General features: G+C 67.2%; 19 protein-coding genes. 13 read left to right on the forward strand and 6 right to left on the reverse strand.

The window, feature by feature from the left end; all coding sequences use genetic code 11:
• Positions 1-11: 11 nt before the first annotated feature.
• From AMB_RS00170 to AMB_RS00185, 5 genes are all read left to right on the forward strand, one after another.
• On the forward strand, positions 12-590 hold the full coding sequence (locus AMB_RS00170; RefSeq protein WP_011382480.1) for a D-sedoheptulose 7-phosphate isomerase: 579 nt from the start codon (positions 12-14) through the stop codon (positions 588-590).
• A 70-nt stretch (positions 591-660) separates the two neighbouring features.
• Positions 661-1,095, forward strand: coding sequence for an SxtJ family membrane protein (locus AMB_RS00175; RefSeq protein ID WP_148207235.1), 435 nt, complete (start codon positions 661-663; stop codon positions 1,093-1,095).
• Between the two features lie 11 nt (positions 1,096-1,106).
• Positions 1,107-1,256: a DUF5989 family protein gene (locus AMB_RS25870; RefSeq protein WP_008616124.1), complete on the forward strand. Its 150-nt coding sequence runs from the start codon at positions 1,107-1,109 to the stop codon at positions 1,254-1,256.
• Positions 1,257-1,266: 10 nt separating this feature from the next.
• The gene (locus AMB_RS00180; RefSeq protein ID WP_011382482.1) at positions 1,267-3,105 is read left to right on the forward strand and encodes a carbamoyltransferase family protein; all 1,839 of its coding nucleotides are present in this window, start codon (positions 1,267-1,269) and stop codon (positions 3,103-3,105) included.
• A 23-nt stretch (positions 3,106-3,128) separates the two neighbouring features.
• Positions 3,129-4,709 carry a heparinase II/III family protein gene (locus AMB_RS00185; RefSeq protein ID WP_011382483.1) on the forward strand — a complete coding sequence of 527 codons (1,581 nt, stop codon included), beginning with the start codon at positions 3,129-3,131 and terminating at the stop codon, positions 4,707-4,709.
• On the opposite strand, the gene AMB_RS00190 is transcribed toward AMB_RS00185, so the two are convergent.
• The 5 genes from AMB_RS00190 to AMB_RS23080 are packed head-to-tail and all read right to left on the reverse strand — an operon-like array spanning position 4,697 to position 10,801.
• Positions 4,697-6,091 (reverse strand): mannose-1-phosphate guanylyltransferase/mannose-6-phosphate isomerase, encoded by a 1,395-nt coding sequence (locus tag AMB_RS00190; RefSeq protein ID WP_011382484.1) that lies wholly within the window; start codon positions 6,089-6,091, stop codon positions 4,697-4,699. The two genes, AMB_RS00185 and AMB_RS00190, sit on opposite strands and share 13 nt — an antisense overlap.
• Positions 6,092-6,094: 3 nt before the next feature.
• On the reverse strand, positions 6,095-7,051 hold the full coding sequence (locus tag AMB_RS00195) for a UDP-glucose 4-epimerase family protein (RefSeq protein ID WP_011382485.1): 957 nt from the start codon (positions 7,049-7,051) through the stop codon (positions 6,095-6,097).
• Positions 7,048-8,049, reverse strand: coding sequence for an MraY family glycosyltransferase (locus AMB_RS00200; protein WP_011382486.1), 1,002 nt, complete (start codon positions 8,047-8,049; stop codon positions 7,048-7,050). Before AMB_RS00200 ends, AMB_RS00195 begins: the two co-directional genes overlap by 4 nt.
• Positions 8,050-8,075: 26 nt before the next feature.
• Positions 8,076-10,235, reverse strand: coding sequence for a bi-domain-containing oxidoreductase (locus tag AMB_RS00205; protein ID WP_011382487.1), 2,160 nt, complete (start codon positions 10,233-10,235; stop codon positions 8,076-8,078).
• An 8-nt stretch (positions 10,236-10,243) separates the two neighbouring features.
• Positions 10,244-10,801 carry a 3'-5' exonuclease gene (locus AMB_RS23080; RefSeq protein WP_148207236.1) on the reverse strand — a complete coding sequence of 186 codons (558 nt, stop codon included), beginning with the start codon at positions 10,799-10,801 and terminating at the stop codon, positions 10,244-10,246.
• Positions 10,802-10,933: 132 nt separating this feature from the next.
• On the opposite strand from AMB_RS23080, the gene asnB reads away from it, so the two are divergent.
• From asnB to AMB_RS00230, 4 genes are read left to right on the forward strand one after another with little or no spacing between them, the layout of a single operon-like run.
• Positions 10,934-12,691, forward strand: coding sequence for an asparagine synthase (glutamine-hydrolyzing) (gene asnB / locus AMB_RS00215; protein WP_011382489.1), 1,758 nt, complete (start codon positions 10,934-10,936; stop codon positions 12,689-12,691).
• Positions 12,688-13,683 carry a lipid II:glycine glycyltransferase FemX gene (locus tag AMB_RS00220; protein ID WP_011382490.1) on the forward strand — a complete coding sequence of 332 codons (996 nt, stop codon included), beginning with the start codon at positions 12,688-12,690 and terminating at the stop codon, positions 13,681-13,683. Before asnB ends, AMB_RS00220 begins: the two co-directional genes overlap by 4 nt.
• Complete coding sequence (locus AMB_RS00225) at positions 13,680-14,516, forward strand: polysaccharide deacetylase family protein (RefSeq protein ID WP_011382491.1); 837 nt, start codon at positions 13,680-13,682, stop codon at positions 14,514-14,516. Before AMB_RS00220 ends, AMB_RS00225 begins: the two co-directional genes overlap by 4 nt.
• Positions 14,513-15,625, forward strand: a complete 1,113-nt coding sequence (locus AMB_RS00230; RefSeq protein WP_011382492.1) for a DegT/DnrJ/EryC1/StrS family aminotransferase — start codon at positions 14,513-14,515, stop codon at positions 15,623-15,625. The genes AMB_RS00225 and AMB_RS00230 overlap by 4 nt, the downstream gene beginning before the upstream one ends.
• On the opposite strand, the gene AMB_RS00235 is transcribed toward AMB_RS00230, so the two are convergent.
• Positions 15,622-16,824, reverse strand: coding sequence for a radical SAM protein (locus AMB_RS00235; RefSeq protein WP_011382493.1), 1,203 nt, complete (start codon positions 16,822-16,824; stop codon positions 15,622-15,624). The two genes, AMB_RS00230 and AMB_RS00235, sit on opposite strands and share 4 nt — an antisense overlap.
• 186 nt (positions 16,825-17,010) lie before the next feature.
• Between AMB_RS00235 and AMB_RS00240 the strand changes: the two genes are divergently transcribed.
• From AMB_RS00240 to AMB_RS00255, 4 genes are all read left to right on the forward strand, one after another.
• Positions 17,011-17,628 carry a winged helix-turn-helix transcriptional regulator gene (locus AMB_RS00240; RefSeq protein ID WP_011382494.1) on the forward strand — a complete coding sequence of 206 codons (618 nt, stop codon included), beginning with the start codon at positions 17,011-17,013 and terminating at the stop codon, positions 17,626-17,628.
• The gene (locus AMB_RS00245; RefSeq protein WP_011382495.1) at positions 17,628-18,131 is read left to right on the forward strand and encodes a transcriptional activator RfaH; all 504 of its coding nucleotides are present in this window, start codon (positions 17,628-17,630) and stop codon (positions 18,129-18,131) included. Before AMB_RS00240 ends, AMB_RS00245 begins: the two co-directional genes overlap by 1 nt.
• Before the next feature lie 102 nt (positions 18,132-18,233).
• Entirely contained in the window at positions 18,234-18,785 is a 552-nt protein-coding gene (gene rfbC, locus AMB_RS00250; protein ID WP_043742986.1) for a dTDP-4-dehydrorhamnose 3,5-epimerase, read from the forward strand.
• Between the two features lie 3 nt (positions 18,786-18,788).
• Positions 18,789-19,562 carry a methyltransferase, TIGR04325 family gene (locus AMB_RS00255; protein ID WP_011382497.1) on the forward strand — a complete coding sequence of 258 codons (774 nt, stop codon included), beginning with the start codon at positions 18,789-18,791 and terminating at the stop codon, positions 19,560-19,562.
• Positions 19,563-19,631 lie beyond the last annotated feature (69 nt).

The raw sequence follows: 19,631 nt of genomic DNA on the forward strand, positions 1-19,631 counted from the left end.
AGGGCCGCGCCATGAAGTTTGCCACCTTTCTCGATCAGCAAATCGCGGAACATGCCGAGACTCTGGCCGTTACCGGCGCAGCGGTGCGCGAGCCCTTCCAGCGCCTGGTCCAGGCCTGCGTCGACAGTCTGGCGGCGGGCGGCAAGATCCTGTTCTTCGGCAATGGCGGATCCGCCGCCGATGCCCAGCATCTGGCCGCCGAACTGGTGATCCGCTACCGCTACAACCGCAAGGCCCTAGCGGCCCTGGCCCTGACCACCGACACCTCGACCCTGACCGCCTGCGCCAATGATTTCTCCTACGAGGAGATCTTTTCGCGCCAGATCGAGGCCCTGGGCCGCCCCGGCGACGTGGCCATCGGCATCACCACCTCGGGCAGCAGCCCCAACGTGCTGACCGCCCTGGCGGTAGCCCGCGACATGGGTCTTGTCGCCGCCGGCTTTGCCGGCCGCGACGGCGGCAAGATGGTCGGTCTGGCCGATCCGCTGCTGATCGTGCCGTCCAACGTCACCGCCCGCATTCAGGAGATGCACATCCTGATCGGTCATGCCTTGTGCGATCAGGTGGAAGCGGTGGCGGCTCCGGCCTGAGCGGTTTGCCACCACGGCCGGGGCCGTGGTAAAAGTCCGGCACCTTATTTCCAGTGGACGCGTTCCAGGCATGAGCAAGTCACAGGGTGCCATTGACGGCGGTTCCCACGGCCGCAAGGTCGAGATGGGATCGGACCGGTCCTTCGGGCTGGTCTTCGCGGCGGTGTTCGCCATCGTGGCGTTGTTGCCGCTCAAGGACGGGGCCGAGCCCCGCCTGTGGGCCGGGGCGGCGGCCGGGCTGCTCCTGCTGGTCGCCCTGGTGTTTCCCAAGGCGCTGAAGCCTCTGAACAAGCTGTGGTTTCTGGTGGGCATGGCGCTGCACCACGTGGTGACGCCGCTGGTCATGGGGCTGCTGTTCTTCGTCACCGTCACCCCCATCGCCCTGATCATGCGCGCCCTGGGCAAGGACCCGCTGCGTCTTGCCCGTGATGACGCCGCCGTCAGCTATTGGATCAATCGCACCCCGCCGGGCCCGGCGCCCGAAACCATGCGGCGCCAGTTCTAGGAGATCGACCCGTGAGCTTTCTTATCGAGCTTTGGCAGTTTCTGCGCGAGCGCAAGAAGTTCTGGCTGCTGCCCATCCTGATCATGATGGTGGTGTTCGGCGGTCTGATCGTGCTGTCGCAGGGCTCGGCGGTGGCGCCCTTCATCTACACCCTGTTCTAAGGCTGTTCCTTTGCGCATCCTCGGCCTTTCCGCCCTGTATCATGACAGTGCCGCCGCCCTGGTCGAGGACGGCCGCATCGTCGCCTGCGCCCAGGAAGAGCGCTTCACCCGCAAGAAGCATGACGCGGCCTTTCCCGAGAATGCCATCGCCTATTGTCTGGCCGAGGCCGGAATCGGCCTGGCCGAGGTGGATTTCGTGGTGTTCTACGACAAGCCGTTCCTCAAGTTCGAGCGGCTTTTGGAAACCTATGTGGCCTTCGCGCCCAAGGGCTTTTCCTCGTTCAAGACCGCCATGCCGGTATGGCTGAAGGAGAAGCTGTTCCAGAAGGATCTGCTGGCCCGCGAGTTCAAGCGCTTTGCCCCCGGTTTCGACTGGATGAACAAGCTGCTGTTCGCCGAGCATCATCTCAGCCACGCGGCCAGCGCCTTCTTTCCCTCGCCCTTCGAGGACGCGGCGGTGCTGACCATGGACGGCGTCGGCGAGTGGACCACCACCTCGCTGGCCATGGGTTCGGGCAACAGGCTGGAGATTCACAAGGAGCTGCACTTCCCCCATTCCCTGGGACTGCTCTATTCCGCCTTCACCTACTACACGGGCTTCAAGGTCAATTCGGGCGAATACAAGCTGATGGGCCTGGCACCCTATGGCGAGCCGAAATACACCAGCCTGATCCTGGATAACCTGATCGACCTGAAGGAAGACGGCTCCTTCCGCCTGGACCAGTCCTATTTCGACTATTGCACCGGGCTGCACATGACCAACCAGCGCTTTTCGGCGCTGTTCGGCCAGCCCGTGCGCAAGGCGGACAAGGACCCGCTGACCCAGTTCCACATGGACATCGCCGCCTCTATCCAGGAGGTGACCGAAATCGTGGTCTCCAAGCTGTGCCACGGCATCAAGAAGGAGACCGGGGCCAGGAATCTGTGTCTGGCCGGCGGCGTGGCGCTCAACTGCGTGTCCAACGGCAAGGTCCTGCGCGAAGGCATCTTCGACAATATCTGGATTCAGCCGGCGGCCGGCGATGCAGGCGGCGCCCTGGGGGCCGCCCTGGCCGGCTATCACGTCTTCAAGAGCCAGCCGCGCAGCGTGACCCCGGGCAAGGACGCCATGAAGGGCTCCTATCTCGGTCCGGTGTTCGGGCAGGCCGACATCGAGGCCCGTCTCACCGCCGCCGGCGCCAAATTCACGGTGATGGCCGAGGCCGAGGTGACCGAGGCAACTGCCCAAGCCCTGGCCGAGGAGAAGGCGGTGGGCTGGATGCAGGGCCGCATGGAATTCGGCCCACGCGCCCTGGGCGGCCGCTCGATTCTGGGCGATCCCCGCTCGCCCACCATGCAGAAGCTGCTCAATCTCAAGGTCAAATACCGCGAAAGCTTCCGTCCCTTCGCGCCTTCGGTGCTGCGCGAGGACGTGGCGGACTGGTTCGACCTGGACGGCGATTCGCCTTACATGCTGCTGGTGGCGCCGGTGGCGGAAAAGCATCGCCGCGCCATGACCGAGGACGAGAACAAGCTGTTCGGCATCGACAAGCTCAACGTGCCGCGTTCGGCCATTCCGGCGGTGACCCATGTGGATTACTCCGCCCGGGTCCAGACTGTTCATGCCGACACCAATCCGCGCTATCACGCCCTGATCTCGGCGTTCAAGGCGCGGACCGGCTGCGGCGTGGTGGTCAATACCAGCTTCAACGTGCGGGGCGAGCCCATCGTCTGCGGCCCCGAAGATGCCTTCCGCTGCTTCATGGGCAGCGAGATCGAGGTGCTGGTGGTGGGCAATTGCTTCCTCCGCAAGGAAGAGCAGGACCCGGCGCTGAAGCTGGACTACAAGAACGCCTTCGAACTGGATTAGCCCGTGGAGGGTGGGGGACGGCGATGAGGCTGTGGCGGACCCTGCGTCATCTGCGTCCCGCTCAGGTGATCCACCGCCTGTGGTACCGGGCGCGCCTGCCGTATTTTCGTACGGCGCTGGCCTCGACTCGCCTGGGTGAGGAGACGGCCGCCCCGGTTCTTGCGCTGCCCTCCGCCCCGGGGAATGAGGCGAACGGACGCCTGATCCTGACCGGCCGGGTCAGGCTGGTGGGGCTGGAGGGTCCGGCCACCGGATGGACCGAACCCGGTCTGCCGCTGTTGTGGCGCTTTACCCTGCATTACTTCGAATGGCTGGCCGATCTGCGCGTCCTGGGCGACGAGGGCCGAGAGCCGGCCCGTGCCCTGGTGGCCCATTGGCTGGCGCGCTTCGAACGCTTCGACCCGGTGGCCTGGCACCCCTATCCCCTGTCGCTGCGGCTGGTGTCGTGGCTGGCCCATGCCGAGTTCCTGTGCCAGGGGGCGGAGGCCGGCTTTGCCGAAGCCTTTCACCGCTCCCTGCACCGTCAGGCTCGGCACCTGGAGCGGGTGTGGGAGCGTGACGTGGGCGGCAATCACCTGATCAAGAATCTCAAGGCCGCCATTGCCGCCGCCGTGTGCCTGCCGGGACACCGGGCGGGTCTGGCCAGGGCGCTGGAGGTCCTTGAGCACGAGATAGGGCGGCAGGTCCTGCCCGACGGTTGCCATTACGAGCGCTCGCCCAGCTACCATTTCCAGGTGCTGGGGGACCTGGAGGATCTGGCGGCGCTGGTGCCCGAGCCGCCTGCCATTCTGGCCGGGGCCATCGGGCGCATGCGCCCGGCGGCGGCCTTCTTTGTCATGGCGCCCGGCCTGCTGGCCCAGTTCAACGACGGCACTGCCGATGGTCCGGCGGCTTCGCCCGAAGGGCCGGTGCCCGCCGCCCTGCCCGCCGCGGGATATTGGCGGCTGGAAGCCGGCGCGGCGCGGCTGCTGGTGGATTGCGGCCCCTGCTGCCCCGACGACCTGCCGGCCCATGCCCATGCCGATACCCTGTCCTTCGAGCTGTTCGACGGCGACCATCCGCTGGTGGTCAATTGCGGCACCTATGCCTACCAGGATGCGCAATGGCGCAACCGTTTCCGGGGTACCGCCTTCCACTCCACCCTCAGTGTCGATGAGGGTGACAGTGCCGAGGTCTATGGCGGCTTTCGCCTCGGCCGCCGGCCGGAACGTTTCAGGGTAGAATGCGCGGGAGGGCGGTTCTCGGGGGAATTCGACGGCTGGAGCCGCCTGGGCCTGACCCACGGTCGCACCCTGAGCCTGGGGGAGGGGGGGCTGGAGGGAACCGACGAGGTTACCGCCTCGCGCCCCGGTTCATCCCACACTCTGACGGTTAGGTTCCACCTTCACCCTTCGGTGACGGCCCGGCGGGAGGGCGACGAGATCGCCTTGGTGACGGCGGGTGGCGCCCGCTGGCGATTCGCCGCCCCGGGCCTGACCCTATCGCTGGCCGAGTCCCGCTATTCCCCCCGTTTCCACGAAATGCAGCCCACGCTCTGCATCCGCCTGGACTTGCCGTTCAGCGGGGAGAAGGCGGTCTTGCCGTGGCGGTTCTACCGCCCGTAATCGTCCTCGATGCGGACGATGTCGTCCTCGCCCACATATTCGCCCGACTGCACCTCGATCAGCCGCAGCGGCACCTTGCCGGGGTTTTCCAGCCGGTGATTGCTGCCGGCGGGGATGAAGGTGGATTCGTTCTCGCGCAGCACGAAGGTGTTGTCGCCGCAGGTGACCAGGGCGGTGCCGCGCACCACCACCCAGTGTTCCGAGCGATGCCAGTGCTTTTGCAGCGACAGCTTGGCGCCGGGGTCCACGTGGATGTGCTTGACCTTGAAGCGCTCTCCCTGCTCGACGGTCTGGTACCAGCCCCAGGGGCGCCAGCCGCGGGTGCCCTGGGTGGCTTCGGGCCGGCCTTCGCGCTTCAAGGCCTCGACGACAGCCTTGACCTCCTGGTCGCGGGCCTTGTCGGCCACCAGCACGGCGTCGTCGGTGGCGATCACCACCATATCCTTGAGGCCCACCGCCGCTACCAGGCGGCCCTGGCTGCGCAGATAGCAGCCCGAGCTTTCCAGGGCCAGCACGTCGCCCTGAATGGCATTGCCGTCGGCGTCGTGGCTGGTCTCCTGCCACAGCGCCGACCACGAGCCGATGTCGGACCAGCCCATGTCCACCGGCACCACCGCCACCTTGTCCGACTTTTCCATCACGGCGTAGTCGATGGACTGGCCGGCGATGGCGGCGAAGGCCTTGTCGTCCAGGCGGAAGAAGAACAGGTCCGAGCGGCCCTGGTCCAGGGCGGCCTTGCAGGATTCGGCCATGCCGGGAGCGTGGCGGGACAGCTCGTCGAGGAACAGCCGGACCGGCAGCAGGAAGATGCCGCTGTTCCAGGTGTAGTCGCCCGATGCCACATAGGTCTCGGCGGTGGCGAGGTCGGGCTTTTCCACGAAGCGCTCGACCTCGAACCCGCCGTCCAGCGCCTTGCCGCGCTTGATGTAGCCGTAGCCGGTATTGGGATTGGTCGGCGGGATGCCGAAGGTGACCAGCCGCCCGGCCTCGGCCAGGGGTACGGCGGCCTCCAGCGCCCGGTGGAAGGCGGGCACGTCGGCGATCAGATGGTCGGACGGCATCAGCAGCATCAGGGCATCGGGATCGCTGTCGGCCAGCATCAGGGCGGCCACCGCCGCCGCCGGTGCGGTGTTGCGTCCGACCGGCTCGATCACCACGGCGCGGGGCTCCAGGCCCACTTCGCGCAATTGCTCGGCGACGATGAAGCGGTGCTCCACGTTGCAGACCACCACGGGGGGAACCCCTAAGCGCCCGGCCGTATCCTGCAGCAGAGTCCGCTCGCCGGTCAGCTTCAGCAGTTGCTTGGGCATCAGCTCCCGCGACAGCGGCCATAGCCGGGTGCCGGCGCCGCCGGACAGGATGACGGGAATGAGGGTGGTCATGGCTTAACTCTCCTTGTTCCGCCACCATCGGGCGGTGGCGGTCAGTCCTTCGTCCAGGGTCTCGGGCGGCACCCAGCCGATGGCCGCCGCCAGGGCGGAGCCATCCACCTCCAGCGAGGCGGTCAGTCGTTGGATGGCGGCGCCCTTGCCCAGCAGGCCGGCGCCCAGGCGCATCAGCCCGACGGGTATGGGCAGCAGGCGGGCCGGGCGGCCCAGCGCCCGGGCGAGGCTGCGCACCAGATCTGCGGTGCTGGGAGCCTCGGCGTCGCACAGGGTGAAGACCCGGCATTGCCCGGGATGGGGAGGCTGGTCCAGCACGGCGCGGATGGCGTCCACCAGATTGCCCAGCCCGATCAGCGAGCGGCGGTTATGGGTGCAGCAGCCCAGCGGCAGCGGCAGGCCCCGATTCACCAGCCTGATCAGCGCGCGGAAGTTGCCCTTGACCCCCGGACCATAGACCAGGGGCGGGCGCAGTACCGTCACCGCCAGTCCGGTGCGCGCCGCGATCTCGGCCAGACCCTGCTCGGCCTCCAGCTTGGAGATGCCATAGGGGTCCACTGGGGCGGCGTTCAGGGGGCCGAACGGCGTGTGGGTGGTCTCCTCGCCATTGGCCTTGATGGAGCTGAGGAACACCAGATGGCCGATTCCGGCCTGGGCCGCCTGCTCGGCCAGCCGCAGGGTCCCCGCCCCATTGGCGGCACGGAACTCGGCCAGAGGATCATGGGAGGCGTCGTGCATCACATGGACGCGGGCAGCCAGATGCACCACCGCCTGCATTCCCTCGAGGGCTGCGCTCCAATTCCCGTCGGCGACCAGTCGTCCGGCCGGGCGGCGCTCGACGCAATCGGGCAAATAGGGCTGGCCTCGCACCGCGCCGGCGACATGGTGGCCCAGCTCGGCCAGCCGCCGGCACAGGGGCTGCCCAACGAAGCCATTGGCACCGGTGACCAGGACTCTCATCGGCGGATTCCTCCCGCCCAACGGGTCATCTGCCCCAGCACGCCCGCCACCGCCAGCAGTGCAAGCATCACCGCCGGGACGGTATGGCCGAGGGCGGCCAGCAGGGCGGCGCCCGCCAACACCACATTGCCGCCCAGGATCAGCAGCGATACCCGGGCATGGCTTTGGCCGCCGCGCACGGCGCGCTGGTAGAAATGGCGGCGATGGGCCTGCCAGACGCGCTCGCCGTCCTTGAGGCGCCACAGCAAGGTGATGGTGGCGTCGGCCAGGTAATAGGCGGGCAGGATCAGGGCGGCGGCCAGCTGTCCGGAGACGGCCAGCTGCACCAGCAGCCCGCCCAGCAGGAAGCCCAGCGGAATGGACCCGGAATCACCCAGGAAGATGCGGGCCGGATGCCAGTTCCACACCAGGAAGCCCAGGGCGGCGGCGGCGATGATCAGGGCGGGCGGCAGCAGCCCGCCCAGGCCGGCCAGCGCGGCCACGGCGGCCAGCCCCAGGCCGATGGCGACGCTCTCCACGCCGGTGATGCCGTCGATGCCGTCCATGAAATTGTAGAGATTGACGAACCACAGCCAGCCCAGGCCGATCAGCAGGCGGTCCGCCCACAGGGGCAGCACCCCCTTGAACGCTAGGGCGTCGGGGCCGAGGCCGATCAGGCTGGCGGCGACGATGGCGGCCTGGGTCAGAAAGCGCGGCAGGGGGGCCAGCCCCTTGCGGTCATCCACCCAGGAGATGGCCATCAGCACCAGGGCCCCGGCCGCCAGGAACGTGGGCTGGCCGCCGACGGCAAAGGCAGCCAGGATCAGCGCCGCCACGGTGACCGGCGTGACCGCCAGCCCGCCACCCCGGGGGGTGGGCAAGCTGTGGCTGGAGCGCTCGTTGGGATGGTCGAGGATCTGCCTGTGGCGCAGCCAAGCCAGCACGGCGCGGGTGGCGCCCAGACTGGCGGCGAAGGTGGTCAGCGCCGCCCACAGGGCCGCCTGTCCGCTCTCCGCCATGGTCGGGATCGCCGCGATGGCCAACCCTAGTCCTCCAGGCTGACCCGCCGCCCGTCGCGCAGGCTTTCCAGCACGGCGATGGTGGCAAGGCTGGTCTCGATCAGTTCGGCCTCGTCGGCGGGCGCCGGACCGCCGGTGGCCACGGCGCGGGTGAAGGCGTCGAGCTCGGCGCGATGGCCCTTATCCTGGCCCAGGGACTTTTCCGTCCGGGTACGGCCGCCCTGGGTGATGGACAGCGTCAGGAAATTGTCGATCACCGCGACTGTTCCGCCTGCGAAACACTCGAAGCGTTCCTTGCTGTGGGCGGTGTCGCCCTGGGCGGTATAGACAATGGTGGCCAGGGAGCCGTCCTTGAAGGTCAGGGTGACGGAAAGGTCGTCACAACCGCCATGGGTCACGGCGGCGCTTTCGGCCTGGACGGTGGCGATGGGCGATCCCGCCAGGGTGCGGGCCAGATCCATGAAATGGCACAACTCGCCCAGGACGCGGCCACCCCCTTCCTCGGCGGCGTTGACCCAGCTTTCCGCCGGCAGGGCGCCGGCGTTGACGCGCAGCATCAGCACCTTGGGCCCGGGATGGCGGGCCAGATGGGCGCGGGCCTTGAGGGTCAGCGGCGCGAAGCGGCGGTTGAAGCCGATGGTGAAGAAGCCGGGCGAGCCCTGGCGGGCGGTGATCACCCGGTTGAGCTGCTCGCGGTCCAGCGCCAGAGGCTTTTCCACCAGCACCGACTTGCCGGCCTCCAGCACCCGCGCGGTCATCTCAGCGTGGTTGCCGTGACGGGTGGCCACCAGCACCGCGTTGATGGCCGGGTCGTTCAGCACCAGATCCACATCGGTGGTGGCATTGGCGAAGCCGAAGGTCTGCTGCCCGTGCTCGGCGGTCTGGCCGCGCTGGGTGCACAAGGTGCGGAACTCCACGTTGGGCAGCCGCACCAGTTCGGGCAGCAGCACGGTGCGGGCGAAATTGCCGGCCCCGATCACCCCCATGACGCAGCGGCCGGCGGGGGCCTTGGCGGCGGGAAAGACCCTGGCCTCGGCCCTCCCGGCCGAATGGTCGCCATAGCCCAGCACCACGCCGAGATGGGGCTCGGCGCCGCCGGTAACCAATTGATAGGCGCTTTCCGCGTCGTCGAAGGCGAAACGATGGGTGATCAACGCCCCCACATCCAGGCGGCGGGGCAGCGAGGGGCTCATCAGCCGCACGCATTCGCGCAGGTTCTCGGCCTCGGTCCAGCGCACCCAGCCCACGGGGTACTTGACGCCGCGGGATTCGAAATCCTCGTCATAGCGGCCGGGACCATAGGAGCGCGACACGGAAAGCGTCAGCTCCTTCTTCATATAGGCGGCATAGTCGAATTCGGTGCCGGTCTTGCCCACCAGCACGACCTTGGCGCGGTCGCGGGCCAGTTCGGCGGCCAGGGCCAGAGGTTCCGACGAGTCGGTGGCCGCGGCGATCAGCACGGAATCACAGCCGATGCCGCCGGTCAGCGCCGCCACCGCCTCGGTCAGGCCGTGCTCGCCCAGCACCCAGGTCAGTTCGGCGCCCATGGCCTTGGCCAGGGCCAGTCGTTGCGGATTGACATCGAGCGCGACGACCCGGGCGCCCTGCAGCGCCAGCAACTGAACCGCCAACTGTCCCACCAGCCCGACGCCCAGCACCGCCACCACGTCGCCCAGTTGCGCCCCCAGCGAGCGCATGCCGGCCATGGCGATGGAGCCCACCGTGCCGAAGGCGGCCTCCTCGTCGGTGACGTCGTCGGGAATGGCAGCCACCAGATTGCGCGGCACCACGTTGAGTTCGGCGTGATTGGCCAGACCGGCTCCGGCCATGGCCACCCGCTGGCCGGTGGTGAAGGCGCCCTCCAGCCCGGCTCCCACCGCCGAGATGGTGCCGGCGGCGGAATACCCCAGGGGCAAGGGCTCATCCAGGCGGGCCATCACCGCCTTGAAGGTGGAGATCAGCCCGTCGCGCCGCGCCTTGTCCAGCACCTTGCGCACCAGGTCGGGGCGGGCCGAGGCCTTGGCGGCCAGGCTTTTGCGGGCGAAATCGATGACCATGCGCTCGGTGCCGGCGCTGATCAGCGAGGCCCGGGTGGCGACCAGGACATGACCGGCCCGGACCCTGGGGTCGGGGACCTGCTTCAGGGAGAGCTTGCCGCTGCGGGTGCTTTGGATGACTTGCTTCATGACGGGCCTTATAGCAGATCGGACGGCCGGACGCGTCCGGTCTTCAACAGATGGCGGAGCACCTGGGCTACCTGACGGGCGTCGCCCAGGGCGTCGTGGGCGCGCTGGTCGGCATTCAGGCCGAAGGTGGCGGCCATTTCGCAGCTGTAGATATGGGCCTGGGCGCCCGCCGCCGTGATCAGCAGTGGCGCCAGGTCGCGGCAGCGCCCGTCGAAGGGAAAGGCGCAGCCTGTCAGGGCGCAATTCTCGCGCAGGACGCCTTCATCCGCGCCGTTGGAGCCCAGATCGGCTCCGGCGGCAAAGTCGGCCAGCCGGCAGAGGGCTTCGGGAAAGTCCATGCCGGCACGGTCGACCTGATCCTGGGTGATGCCGGTGAGATCGGTGAAATAGGTGCTTAAGCCTGGATTGAGGCGGGGCTTGACCAGCAGCGACAGCTCGGCGCCGTCGTCCAGGCGAACGGCCCCGACCTGCACCACCTCGCGATGTTCGCCGGGTCCGGACCATCGGCGTTCGCGCGCCCCCTCCCAGGTGGTGTATTCCAGATCGTAGACCACGACACCCGTCACCTTTGCCACCCTGGCCCTTGAGGTCGACCCTGAGGTACTGAAGCGGGTAGGTGATGTCAAGCAAAGGCCTAGCCTAGGTCGATCCCGGCGCGATATATACGGGCCACCCTTCTTTTGCGGGAACCACGTTCCATGTGCGGTCTGGCCGCCATCTTCGCCTATCAGTCCAAGGCTCCCCCGGTTCAGGGTGACGAACTGGCCGTTGTCCGCGACGCCATGCGACTGCGCGGTCCCGACGGCGCCGCCAGCTGGATCTCGCCCGACGGCCGGGTCGGGCTGGCCCACCGGCGCCTGGCCATTATCGACCTATCCCCGGCCGGGGCGCAGCCCATGACCAGCGCCGACGGGCGCCTCGCCCTGGTGTTCAACGGCGAGATCTATAATTACCGGGCCTTGCGGGCCGAGCTGGAAAGTCTGGGTACCGTCTTCCGCTCCCACACCGATACCGAGGTGATCCTGGAGGGTTGGCGCCATTGGGGCCGGGACGTGCTGTCCAGGTTGCGCGGCATGTTCGCCCTGGCGCTCTGGGACAACGAGGCCAGGGGCATGTTGCTGGCCCGCGATCCCTTGGGGATCAAGCCCCTGTACATGGCCGACCAGGGCGGTTGCCTGCGGGTCGCCTCCCAGGTCAAGGCGCTGCTGGCCGGCGGCAGCGTCGACACCACCCCCGATCCCGCCGGTCATGCCGGCTTCTTCCTGTGGGGCCATGTGCCCGAGCCTCACACCCTGTATCGGGCTATCCAGGCCTTGCCGGCCGGCTCGTGGCTGTGGCGCGACGAAGCGGGCGGGCGCGACGAAGGCCGCTTCTTCGACCTGGGCCAGGAGCTGGCGGCGGCCGACGAAAAAAGTTTCGATATCGATATATTGCATGAGGCTCTGGCCGATAGCGTCAAGGCCCATCTGGAAGCGGACGTGCCGGTGGGCCTGTTCCTGTCGGGCGGGCTGGATTCCACCACCCTGGCGGCCCTGGTGCGCGAGGCGGCCGAGGGGCCGGTGAAGTCCATCACCCTGGGCTTCTCCGAATTTCAGGGCGGCGCCCAAGACGAAGTGCCCCTGGCCGAGCGGGTGGCGGCCCATTACCGCCTGAATCACACCACCAGTCGGGTGACGGCGGCCGATTTCGCCCAGGCGCGGGATCAATTGCTGGCCCATATGGACCAGCCCAGCGTCGACGGGGTCAATACCTGGTTCGTGGCCCGCGCGGCGGCCCGGTCGGGCCTGAAGGTGGCGCTGTCGGGCCTGGGCGGCGATGAACTGTTCGCCGGCTATGATTCCTTTGCCCAGATTCCCCGTCTGGCCGGAGCCTTGGGACCCCTGCGGCCCCTGCGCGGCCTGGGGACGCTGCTGCGCATGGCGCTGAGCCCGTGGATCGGCCGCTTTGCTTCGCCCAAGACGGCGGGGCTGCTGGAGTGGGGCACCAGCTTCGGCGACGCCTATCTGCTGCGCCGCGCCCTGTTCATGCCCTGGGAACTGCCCCGGGTGATGGATTCCGACATGGCGCGGGAGGGCTGGAAGGCTCTCCAGGCTCCGTCCCGGCTGGAGGCGGCCACCGCCGGCATTTCGTCGGCGAGGCTGAAGGTGTCGGCGCTGGAAGCCGGTTTCTACATGCGGAACCAGTTGCTGCGCGACAGCGACTGGGCGGGCATGGCCCATTCCCTGGAAATTCGCGTGCCGCTGGTGGATGTGGACCTGCTGCGCGCCGTGCTGCCCCTGGTCCGTGGCCCCCGTCCGCCGGGCAAGCGCGACATGGCCGCCTGCGCCCGTCCGGCCCTGCCGCCCGAATTGCTGGACCGTCCCAAGACCGGATTCTTCGTTCCCGTGGCGCAATGGCTGGGGGCCTCCAGTCTGCGCGGTTGGGCACGTCAGGTGCACGGGGCCTTTCAGGCATGAGCGGCGTGCTTTCCCCCACCACCTTGGATCAGATGGCCTGGGAAGCGGCTTTGGCGGGCTTCGCGGGCGCCAGTCTCCTGCAAAGCTGGGCCTATGGCGCCGCCAAGGTGGACGAGGGCGGCTGGGACCTGGAGCGGCTGGACTACAGGGAGGCCGGCACCCTGTCGGGTATGGCCCAGGTGATGGTCCGGCGCCTGCCCTTGGGATTGGGCGGCCTAGCCTGGATCAACCGGGGTCCGCTGGTGGCGGCCGGTCATGATCCTGCCCCGATATTTGCGGCCCTGCGCCGGTGGTTTGGCCGCCGGGGCTTCTATCTGCGTGTCGCACCGGCTTTGGCCGATCAAGTCACCCCGCCGGGGTTTCGTCCGGCTGGGCGACCGGGCTGGGCTTCGGCCTTGCTGGATATCACCCCCGAAGAGGCCGATCTGCGCAAGGGCTTGCATGGCAAGTGGCGTAACACTCTTAACAAGGCGGAACGGGAAGGACCCGCGATCTCGGGCGCCGAGACCGATCTTGCCGATTTTCTGGCCGGCTACGGTCGCTTTCTGGCGGAACGCAGTGTTCCGACCACCGTGACGCCGGCCTTGTTGGCCGCTCTTCATCGCCATAGCCTGGAGCATTTGCGCCCTTTGGCTTATGTGGCCCGTCACCAGGATGAGGTGGTGGGCGGCGTCCTGATGGCACGCTATGGAAAAGGCGCCGAATATCTGGCGGGGTATGGAACCGAGGCCGGGCGGCGCCTGGGCGTCGGTCAGGCGCTGCTGTGGCGGGGGCTGGTGGATGTGAAGCGGCGGGGCGCGGAGTTTCTCGATCTGGGCGGCCTGGACCCCTTACGGACTCCGGCCGGCATCCGGGATTTCAAGGAAGGGGTGCGCGGCGTTCCCTATCGGCTGGCCGAGGAACTGGAATGCCTGGGACCTAATCCCCTGGCTCGGCTGGTGCGCCGCAAGGTGGCCCGCAGTCTCGCCCTGGCCGATGGGGCGCCGTCATGAGCCTGCGCCGCGTCGCCGCGCCTCTGGCCTTGGCCGCCTGGCGAGCCACGGGCTTTCTCCGCCCCAATCCGCCCGGCGCGGTACGCATGCTGATCCTGCACGACGTGCCCAGGGTGCAATTTCCTGCCCTGGCAGAGCTCATTGCCGGACTGCAACGAAATGCTGGCCTGATCACGCCCGCTCAAGCCGAAGCCCGTTTGGGCGGGCACGCGCCCCCCGATGGCAAGGCTCCGGTCCTGCTGACCCTCGACGACGGTTTCCTTTCCAATTTCCTTGTGGCCCGGGAGATTCTGGACCCGCAGGGAATCAAGGCGCTGTTCTTCGTCTGCCCCGGATTGGTGGATATGAAGCAGGCGGATCGGATCGCGGCCATTGGCACCAATGTCTTTCGTGGAAGACGCGGCGCCGAGGGCCTGGACCTGATGGATTGGGAACAGCTCAAGGAGTTGGCCGCGTCGGGTCACGAGATCGGCTGTCACTCGGCTCGGCATGTTGCCCTGGCCGGGCTCCAGGCGGGGGTGCTGGAAGGCGAGGTCGGGGGCGCCAAGGCCCGCATGGCGGCGGTTTTAGGGCGGGTGTCGTCCTGGTTCGCCTTTCCCTTCGGCGATGTGGCCAGTATCGATGGCGCTGCCCTCGGAGCCATCGGCCGGCATTTCGCCCTTTGCCGGTCAGGCGTGCGCGGCTTGGCCCATGCCGGCAGCCACCCGCTGGCCCTACCGGCGGAATCAGTGGATTTGGGGGCTCCGCCCGCACTGCGCCTGCTGGCTGCCGAAGGTGGGATGGCCCCCCTCTATGGCGGCCGTCTGCGCCGTCTGGAGGGGATGGCGCCATGATCACCGGTGCGCCGTTGCCGAGTTGGAGGGAGCTGGGCGCGCTGCTGGGCGATGCCGCCGACGGGAGCAAGGCAGCTGCGGCCTGGACTCTGCCCACGGACAAGGCCGTCTGGTTTTCCCGCTCGGCCCATTCCCTGGAGGCCATTGCGGCCTCCTGGCAGTGTCGCCATGGCCGCCTGCCCCGGCTTTGGGTCCCGGACTATTTTTGCAACGCCAGCCTGGGGCCGGTGCGCCGGGGTGGAATTTCCCTGACCTTCTATCCCGTGGGCCTGGATCTCGCGCCCGATTGGGAGGAGTGTCGCCGCCTTGCCCTGGCCGAGGCGCCGGATCTGTTCCTGGCCGTGCACTATTTCGGTCTGCCCATGGACATGGCAGCCGCTCTCGAATTCTGCCGCCACGAGGGCGCCTTGCTGATCGAGGATTGCGCCCATGTCCTGAGCCCGGGGCCGGGGCTGGGGGAAAGTGGGACGTTCGTGCTGTGGAGCCCGCACAAGCATCTGGCAGTGCCCCAGGGGGGGCTGGTGGTGTGCCGCGACCCCGACGAAGGCGTTGCACCCTCCTCCGGACCGTCGCCTGCCATGCGTGGCTGGCTGATCAAGCGACTGGTTCAGAAGCTGGCGCCCGGCTGGCTGCTGCCGCCAGCCACGCGCCAAGGTCCCCAGCACTTCGCGGATGATCCGCCCGAGGGCGTGGTGTCCCAGACTCCGTCCCTTGCCCCGCAGGCCCTGGCCTTGCTGGCCGCCGTCCTACCTGCCCTGCCCCGGGTGGCGGCGCGGAGGCGGCAGAATGCCCTGGCCTTGCTGGAGGTCCTGAAGCGGATGCCGGATTGGGAGTCGCTTTTCGACCCCGGTCTGGTCACGCCCTACCGGCTGGTCATGCGGTGCCGGTCGCCGGATATCGCCGCCCAACGTTTTGATCTCTACAGAAGCCAGGGCATTCCGGTGGAAAGCTGGCCCGATCTGGCGCCGGAGGTCGGGGCAAAGCCGGAATACCATGCCCGCGCCCTGGCCTTGCGGTGGCATCTGCTGTGCTTTCCCGTGCATCAGGGCCTGGACGCGGCGGAGTTGACCCGCCGATGCGCCGAGGCCGGAAAGGGCAAATCCGCCTAAGGCTGAAACAGGCGTTTCAGCTTGCGGTTGCGCATGTGCTGGACCATGTCCCGAATGGGCTGGCGCAATAGCGGCGGGAGCTTGTGAAAAGCGGTGCGGCATGCCTTGCGGATGGCGAAATGGGCGAGGGCATTGGCGCCGGAGCGATGCTCCCTGAGGCAGGCGGAGAGCTGCCTGAGAAAGGCTTCTGCCTCGGCGAAGCCCCGGCCCTGCAGTTTGGGCAGGCTGCGGTCGATCTGCTCGAACATCACGGCGAATTGCCTGGGTTCAAAGTGCAGGAATTCTTTCTGGAAGGCATAGGTCTCGTAGGGATTGGCCACCAGACTGACCAGGGGCTCGGCATCAACCGACAAGGCCAGGTCGATGAAGCGCTCGATCTGGTCGTAATTACGGCTGTTGACGGTCATGCTGACCGTGAAGGTGAAGCCCTGTTCCTGCTTTAACGCCTGAAGCTGCTTCAGGTTGTCCATCACCACCGACCATTCGGCTTTGCGCCCGCGCTTGCGCAGATCGCCAAAGGTGGCGTCGTCGGCGGCGTCGAGAGAAACCGCAATCAGGCCCAGCTTCTTCTGGCGTAGCTGGGCGAAAATTTTCTCATCGAGCAAGGTGGCGTTGGTCACGAAGAAATAGCGGCAACCCGGGTCTGTCTCGGTCTCGGACAGGAATTTCAGGACGGGCTTGAACAGGAACGGCTCGCCGCCGAAGGGGAAGATCACCTGGAAGACCTTGGCCAGACCGGCCACCTCATCCAGGAAGGATTGCGGCAGCTTCTGATTCTGGGTGGCGTCCTCGCGCTGGAAGCAATGATAGCAGTCCAGGTTGCAGGCGAAGGAATAGGTGAAGCGCATCCAGCGGGGCAGCGACTGGAGGCTGAGGGCGCCCTCGGCGAATTCCGTCTGGTTCAGCTCGGCATTGGCCCGCGCCGGACCGCCCTCTTCCAGTTCATTGGTCCAGGTCAGACGCTGATAGCCCTTGCCGCCATGCAGCACCGGGCAGGTATGCGGGCATATGGCGTGGGCGCCGCGGTCGCGCATCTGGCGGCGGATGTCCTGATAGGCTTCGCCGTTCCAAATCTCCGTGATGGAATCCCGGCTGACATTGCCCAAGGCGGTGTTGTTGTCGCAACACATGGTCACGGTGCCGTTGGGATTGTTGACCTCGAAATGGGTCCAGGGATGATCGCATACGAACTTGGTCATGGGCCTCACTCGGGCTTCGTGCCACGGGGCACCCGTTCAAATAAGCCGTCGGCGAGCAAAATTCACCCCTTTTCTGCCAAGGGGGATCAGCCCTTCCGGCGGTGGTGATCCGGTTGACAAAATGACGAGCCATGACCTAATGTTCGCGCCGTGAACAAGCCTGGTGCGGAAAGAGCCTGTCGGGGCATGCCTCCCAACGAACAGCAGATCATTCTCGACCTTCTCAGCGAAGTCCATCGGGACAGCCGGGCGACCCAACGCGAGATCGCCACCAACATGGGCATCGCCCTTGGCCTGGCCAACGGCTACCTGAAGCGCTGTGTCAAGAAGGGTCTGATCAAGGTCTCGCAAGCGCCGCCCAACCGCTATCTTTACTATCTCACGCCCGCCGGCTTTTCCGAGAAGGCCCGGCTGACCGGCGACTATCTGGCGCAGTCCTTCGACTTCTTCCGCAATGCCCGCAGCCAGTGCCGCCAGGTCTTGGACGATGCCGCCGCGCGGGGTTGGCGCCGCGTCGTCCTGGTCGGCGCGTCCGAACTGGCCGAGATCATGGCCCTTTGCGCCACCGGTACTGATATCGAACTGGTCGGGGTGGTCGATCCGGCGGCCCAGGGCGATGCGCCGTTGGCCGGTTTGCCGGTGCTGCCGTCCCTGGCGGCCGCCAGTCGGGTGGATGGAATCGTCATCACCGCGCTGCAGGGGGCCCAGGCCGTCTACGATTCCTATGCGGCGGAACTGGGGCATCAGCGGCTGGCGGCTCCCGCCCTTCTGGGGCTGTCCACGCCCGAAAACGGGGGGCGGTGATGGAATCGTGGTTCGTGGTGCATACCCACGCCAATGCCGAAAAGATCGCCGCCGGCCACCTGCAGAGGCAGCATTTCGACGTCTATCTGCCGCAATATTCCAAGCGCCGCAGCCATGCCCGCAAGGTGGAGTGGGTGAAGGCGCCGCTGTTTCCCCGCTATCTGTTCCTGCGCATGGACCCGGACCTGACGCCGTGGTTCAGCATCCGTTCTACCGTCGGAGTGCATTCCCTGGTCTGCCGTGGCGGGATGCCGGTGCCGCTGGGACAGGTGATCATCGATGAAATCCGCGGCCGCGAGGATGACAGCGGGCTGGTCAGCCTGGGTGAAGCCATGCCCTTCGCCTCGGGCCAGCGCCTGGAGATCGTCGAGGGCCCCCTGGCCGAGCAATTGGGGCTGTTTCAGGGGCTCGACGACATGAACAGGGTGGTCCTGCTGCTGGATCTGCTGGGTCGGCAGGTCCGGGTGCGGGTGCCGCTGGAGGCCGTGCGCGCCGGGTCGTGACCGGCGGCATGGCTCGGACAAATCCGTCGAACCAGCCCGGTGGAAGGCTTTCACCCGGACTGCGGTAGCTTGCCTGGAACATGGCTTCAATTAGGATCGCACGTGCATATCGAACCCACTGTCCTTTCCGACGTGCTGATCCTGGAGCCGCGCCAGTTCCGGGATGAACGCGGCGTTTTTTTCGACGCCCTGAGCCCGGAGATCTGCGCCGCCGCCGGCATGTCCGCCGCCTTCGTGCAGCACAGCCATTCGGTTTCGCGCAAGGGCACCGTGCGCGGCTTGCACATCCAGCTTCCCCGGACCCAGGGCAAGCTGGTGCGGGTGGTGCGGGGCTCCGTCTTCGACGTGGTGGCCGACGTGCGCCCGCAATCTCCTACCTTCGGCCGTCACATTCATGTGCGGCTGTCCGCCGAAAACCGCCGCATGCTGTGGGTCGGTCATGGCCTTGCCCATGGCTTTATGGCACTGGAAGACGACAGCGAGATGATTTATGCCCTGGACGATGTCTATGATCCCGGCGGCCAATGGACCATCCGCTGGAACGACCCGGATCTGGCTATCGGCTGGCCGGATCTGGAGCCGAATTTGTCGCCCAAGGACGAAGCCGGCCTGACCCTGGCGGCATTTGCCGCGGCGGCTGGCCGCCGGAGATGAGCAATGGCTGATTTCAATATCTGGGAAGGCGTGTATGAGAGCTTTGCCCAGGCCGAGGCTCATGTGGTCGAGCCCAATCGCGGCGCATGGCTGACACGGCTGGAAGACCGGACCCGGGACATGGTGCACAGCCATCGGACCGGAACGCTGGCGCCGTGGGGGCAGTATTGTCTGCCGGCGGTTCTCGCGCCGTTGTACGCGACCAGGGACCGCCTCCGCGTGCTTGATTTCGGAGGTGGGACCGGGACGACCTATCTGGAGGTCGCCAACGCCCTGTTCGGTCCCGACGGGCGCGGCAACCTGGACTATATCGTGGTTGATGCCCCCGATGTGTGCGATATCGGCCGGCGCCAGCTGGGCGACGCGGTTCGCTTCCTGTCGTCACTCGACGACGTGGCGGGAGAATTCGATCTGGTCCATATGGGCAGTGTCATGCAGTACCTGGGCGATGGCTGGCGTGATTTGCTGGCGCGGCTTTGTGCCATGGCGTCTCCCTTTATCCTGTTTTCGGATCTGGTGGCGGGTCCGATCCGCAGCTTCGTCACGTTGCAGACATTTTATGGCGGGTCTCAGGCGTCGCGCTTTTATAATCTCGGGGAAATCGAGGGGGCCATGTCGTGCCAAGGCTTCGCTAAGGTCATGGACGTGCCTTACCGCGGGTCCTATCTGGGCAAGGCCTCTCCCATTCCCATGGACAACCTTCCCGCGGAAAACCGTCTGACGGACAGTCGGCACGCGCTTTTCATGCGGCGGGGTGGACCGAAATCCGCTCCATGAGCCGGCCCCCGGCCGGGAAGGGAATTTTTGTGAACCTCGCAGTTCGGGGGCGTTTCTGCGCCGGCTGCG

This window comes from Paramagnetospirillum magneticum AMB-1, assembly GCF_000009985.1.
Lineage (GTDB): Bacteria > Pseudomonadota > Alphaproteobacteria > Rhodospirillales > Magnetospirillaceae > Phaeospirillum > Phaeospirillum magneticum.

What these genes read in the sequence shown, in the direction of transcription:
- AMB_RS00170 (WP_011382480.1), top strand. Translation starts at nt 12, where the DNA reads ATGAAGTTTGCCACCTTTCTCGATCAGCAAATCGCGGAACATGCCGAG.
- AMB_RS00175 (WP_148207235.1), top strand. Translation starts at nt 661, where the DNA reads ATGAGCAAGTCACAGGGTGCCATTGACGGCGGTTCCCACGGCCGCAAG.
- AMB_RS00185 (WP_011382483.1), top strand. Translation starts at nt 3,129, where the DNA reads ATGAGGCTGTGGCGGACCCTGCGTCATCTGCGTCCCGCTCAGGTGATC.
- AMB_RS00190 (WP_011382484.1), bottom strand. Translation starts at nt 6,091, where the DNA reads ATGACCACCCTCATTCCCGTCATCCTGTCCGGCGGCGCCGGCACCCGG.
- AMB_RS00195 (WP_011382485.1), bottom strand. Translation starts at nt 7,051, where the DNA reads ATGAGAGTCCTGGTCACCGGTGCCAATGGCTTCGTTGGGCAGCCCCTG.
- AMB_RS00200 (WP_011382486.1), bottom strand. Translation starts at nt 8,049, where the DNA reads ATGGCGGAGAGCGGACAGGCGGCCCTGTGGGCGGCGCTGACCACCTTC.
- AMB_RS00205 (WP_011382487.1), bottom strand. Translation starts at nt 10,235, where the DNA reads ATGAAGCAAGTCATCCAAAGCACCCGCAGCGGCAAGCTCTCCCTGAAG.
- asnB (WP_011382489.1), top strand. Translation starts at nt 10,934, where the DNA reads ATGTGCGGTCTGGCCGCCATCTTCGCCTATCAGTCCAAGGCTCCCCCG.
- AMB_RS00220 (WP_011382490.1), top strand. Translation starts at nt 12,688, where the DNA reads ATGAGCGGCGTGCTTTCCCCCACCACCTTGGATCAGATGGCCTGGGAA.
- AMB_RS00225 (WP_011382491.1), top strand. Translation starts at nt 13,680, where the DNA reads ATGAGCCTGCGCCGCGTCGCCGCGCCTCTGGCCTTGGCCGCCTGGCGA.
- AMB_RS00230 (WP_011382492.1), top strand. Translation starts at nt 14,513, where the DNA reads ATGATCACCGGTGCGCCGTTGCCGAGTTGGAGGGAGCTGGGCGCGCTG.
- AMB_RS00235 (WP_011382493.1), bottom strand. Translation starts at nt 16,824, where the DNA reads ATGACCAAGTTCGTATGCGATCATCCCTGGACCCATTTCGAGGTCAAC.
- AMB_RS00240 (WP_011382494.1), top strand. Translation starts at nt 17,011, where the DNA reads ATGCCTCCCAACGAACAGCAGATCATTCTCGACCTTCTCAGCGAAGTC.
- AMB_RS00245 (WP_011382495.1), top strand. Translation starts at nt 17,628, where the DNA reads ATGGAATCGTGGTTCGTGGTGCATACCCACGCCAATGCCGAAAAGATC.
- AMB_RS00255 (WP_011382497.1), top strand. Translation starts at nt 18,789, where the DNA reads ATGGCTGATTTCAATATCTGGGAAGGCGTGTATGAGAGCTTTGCCCAG.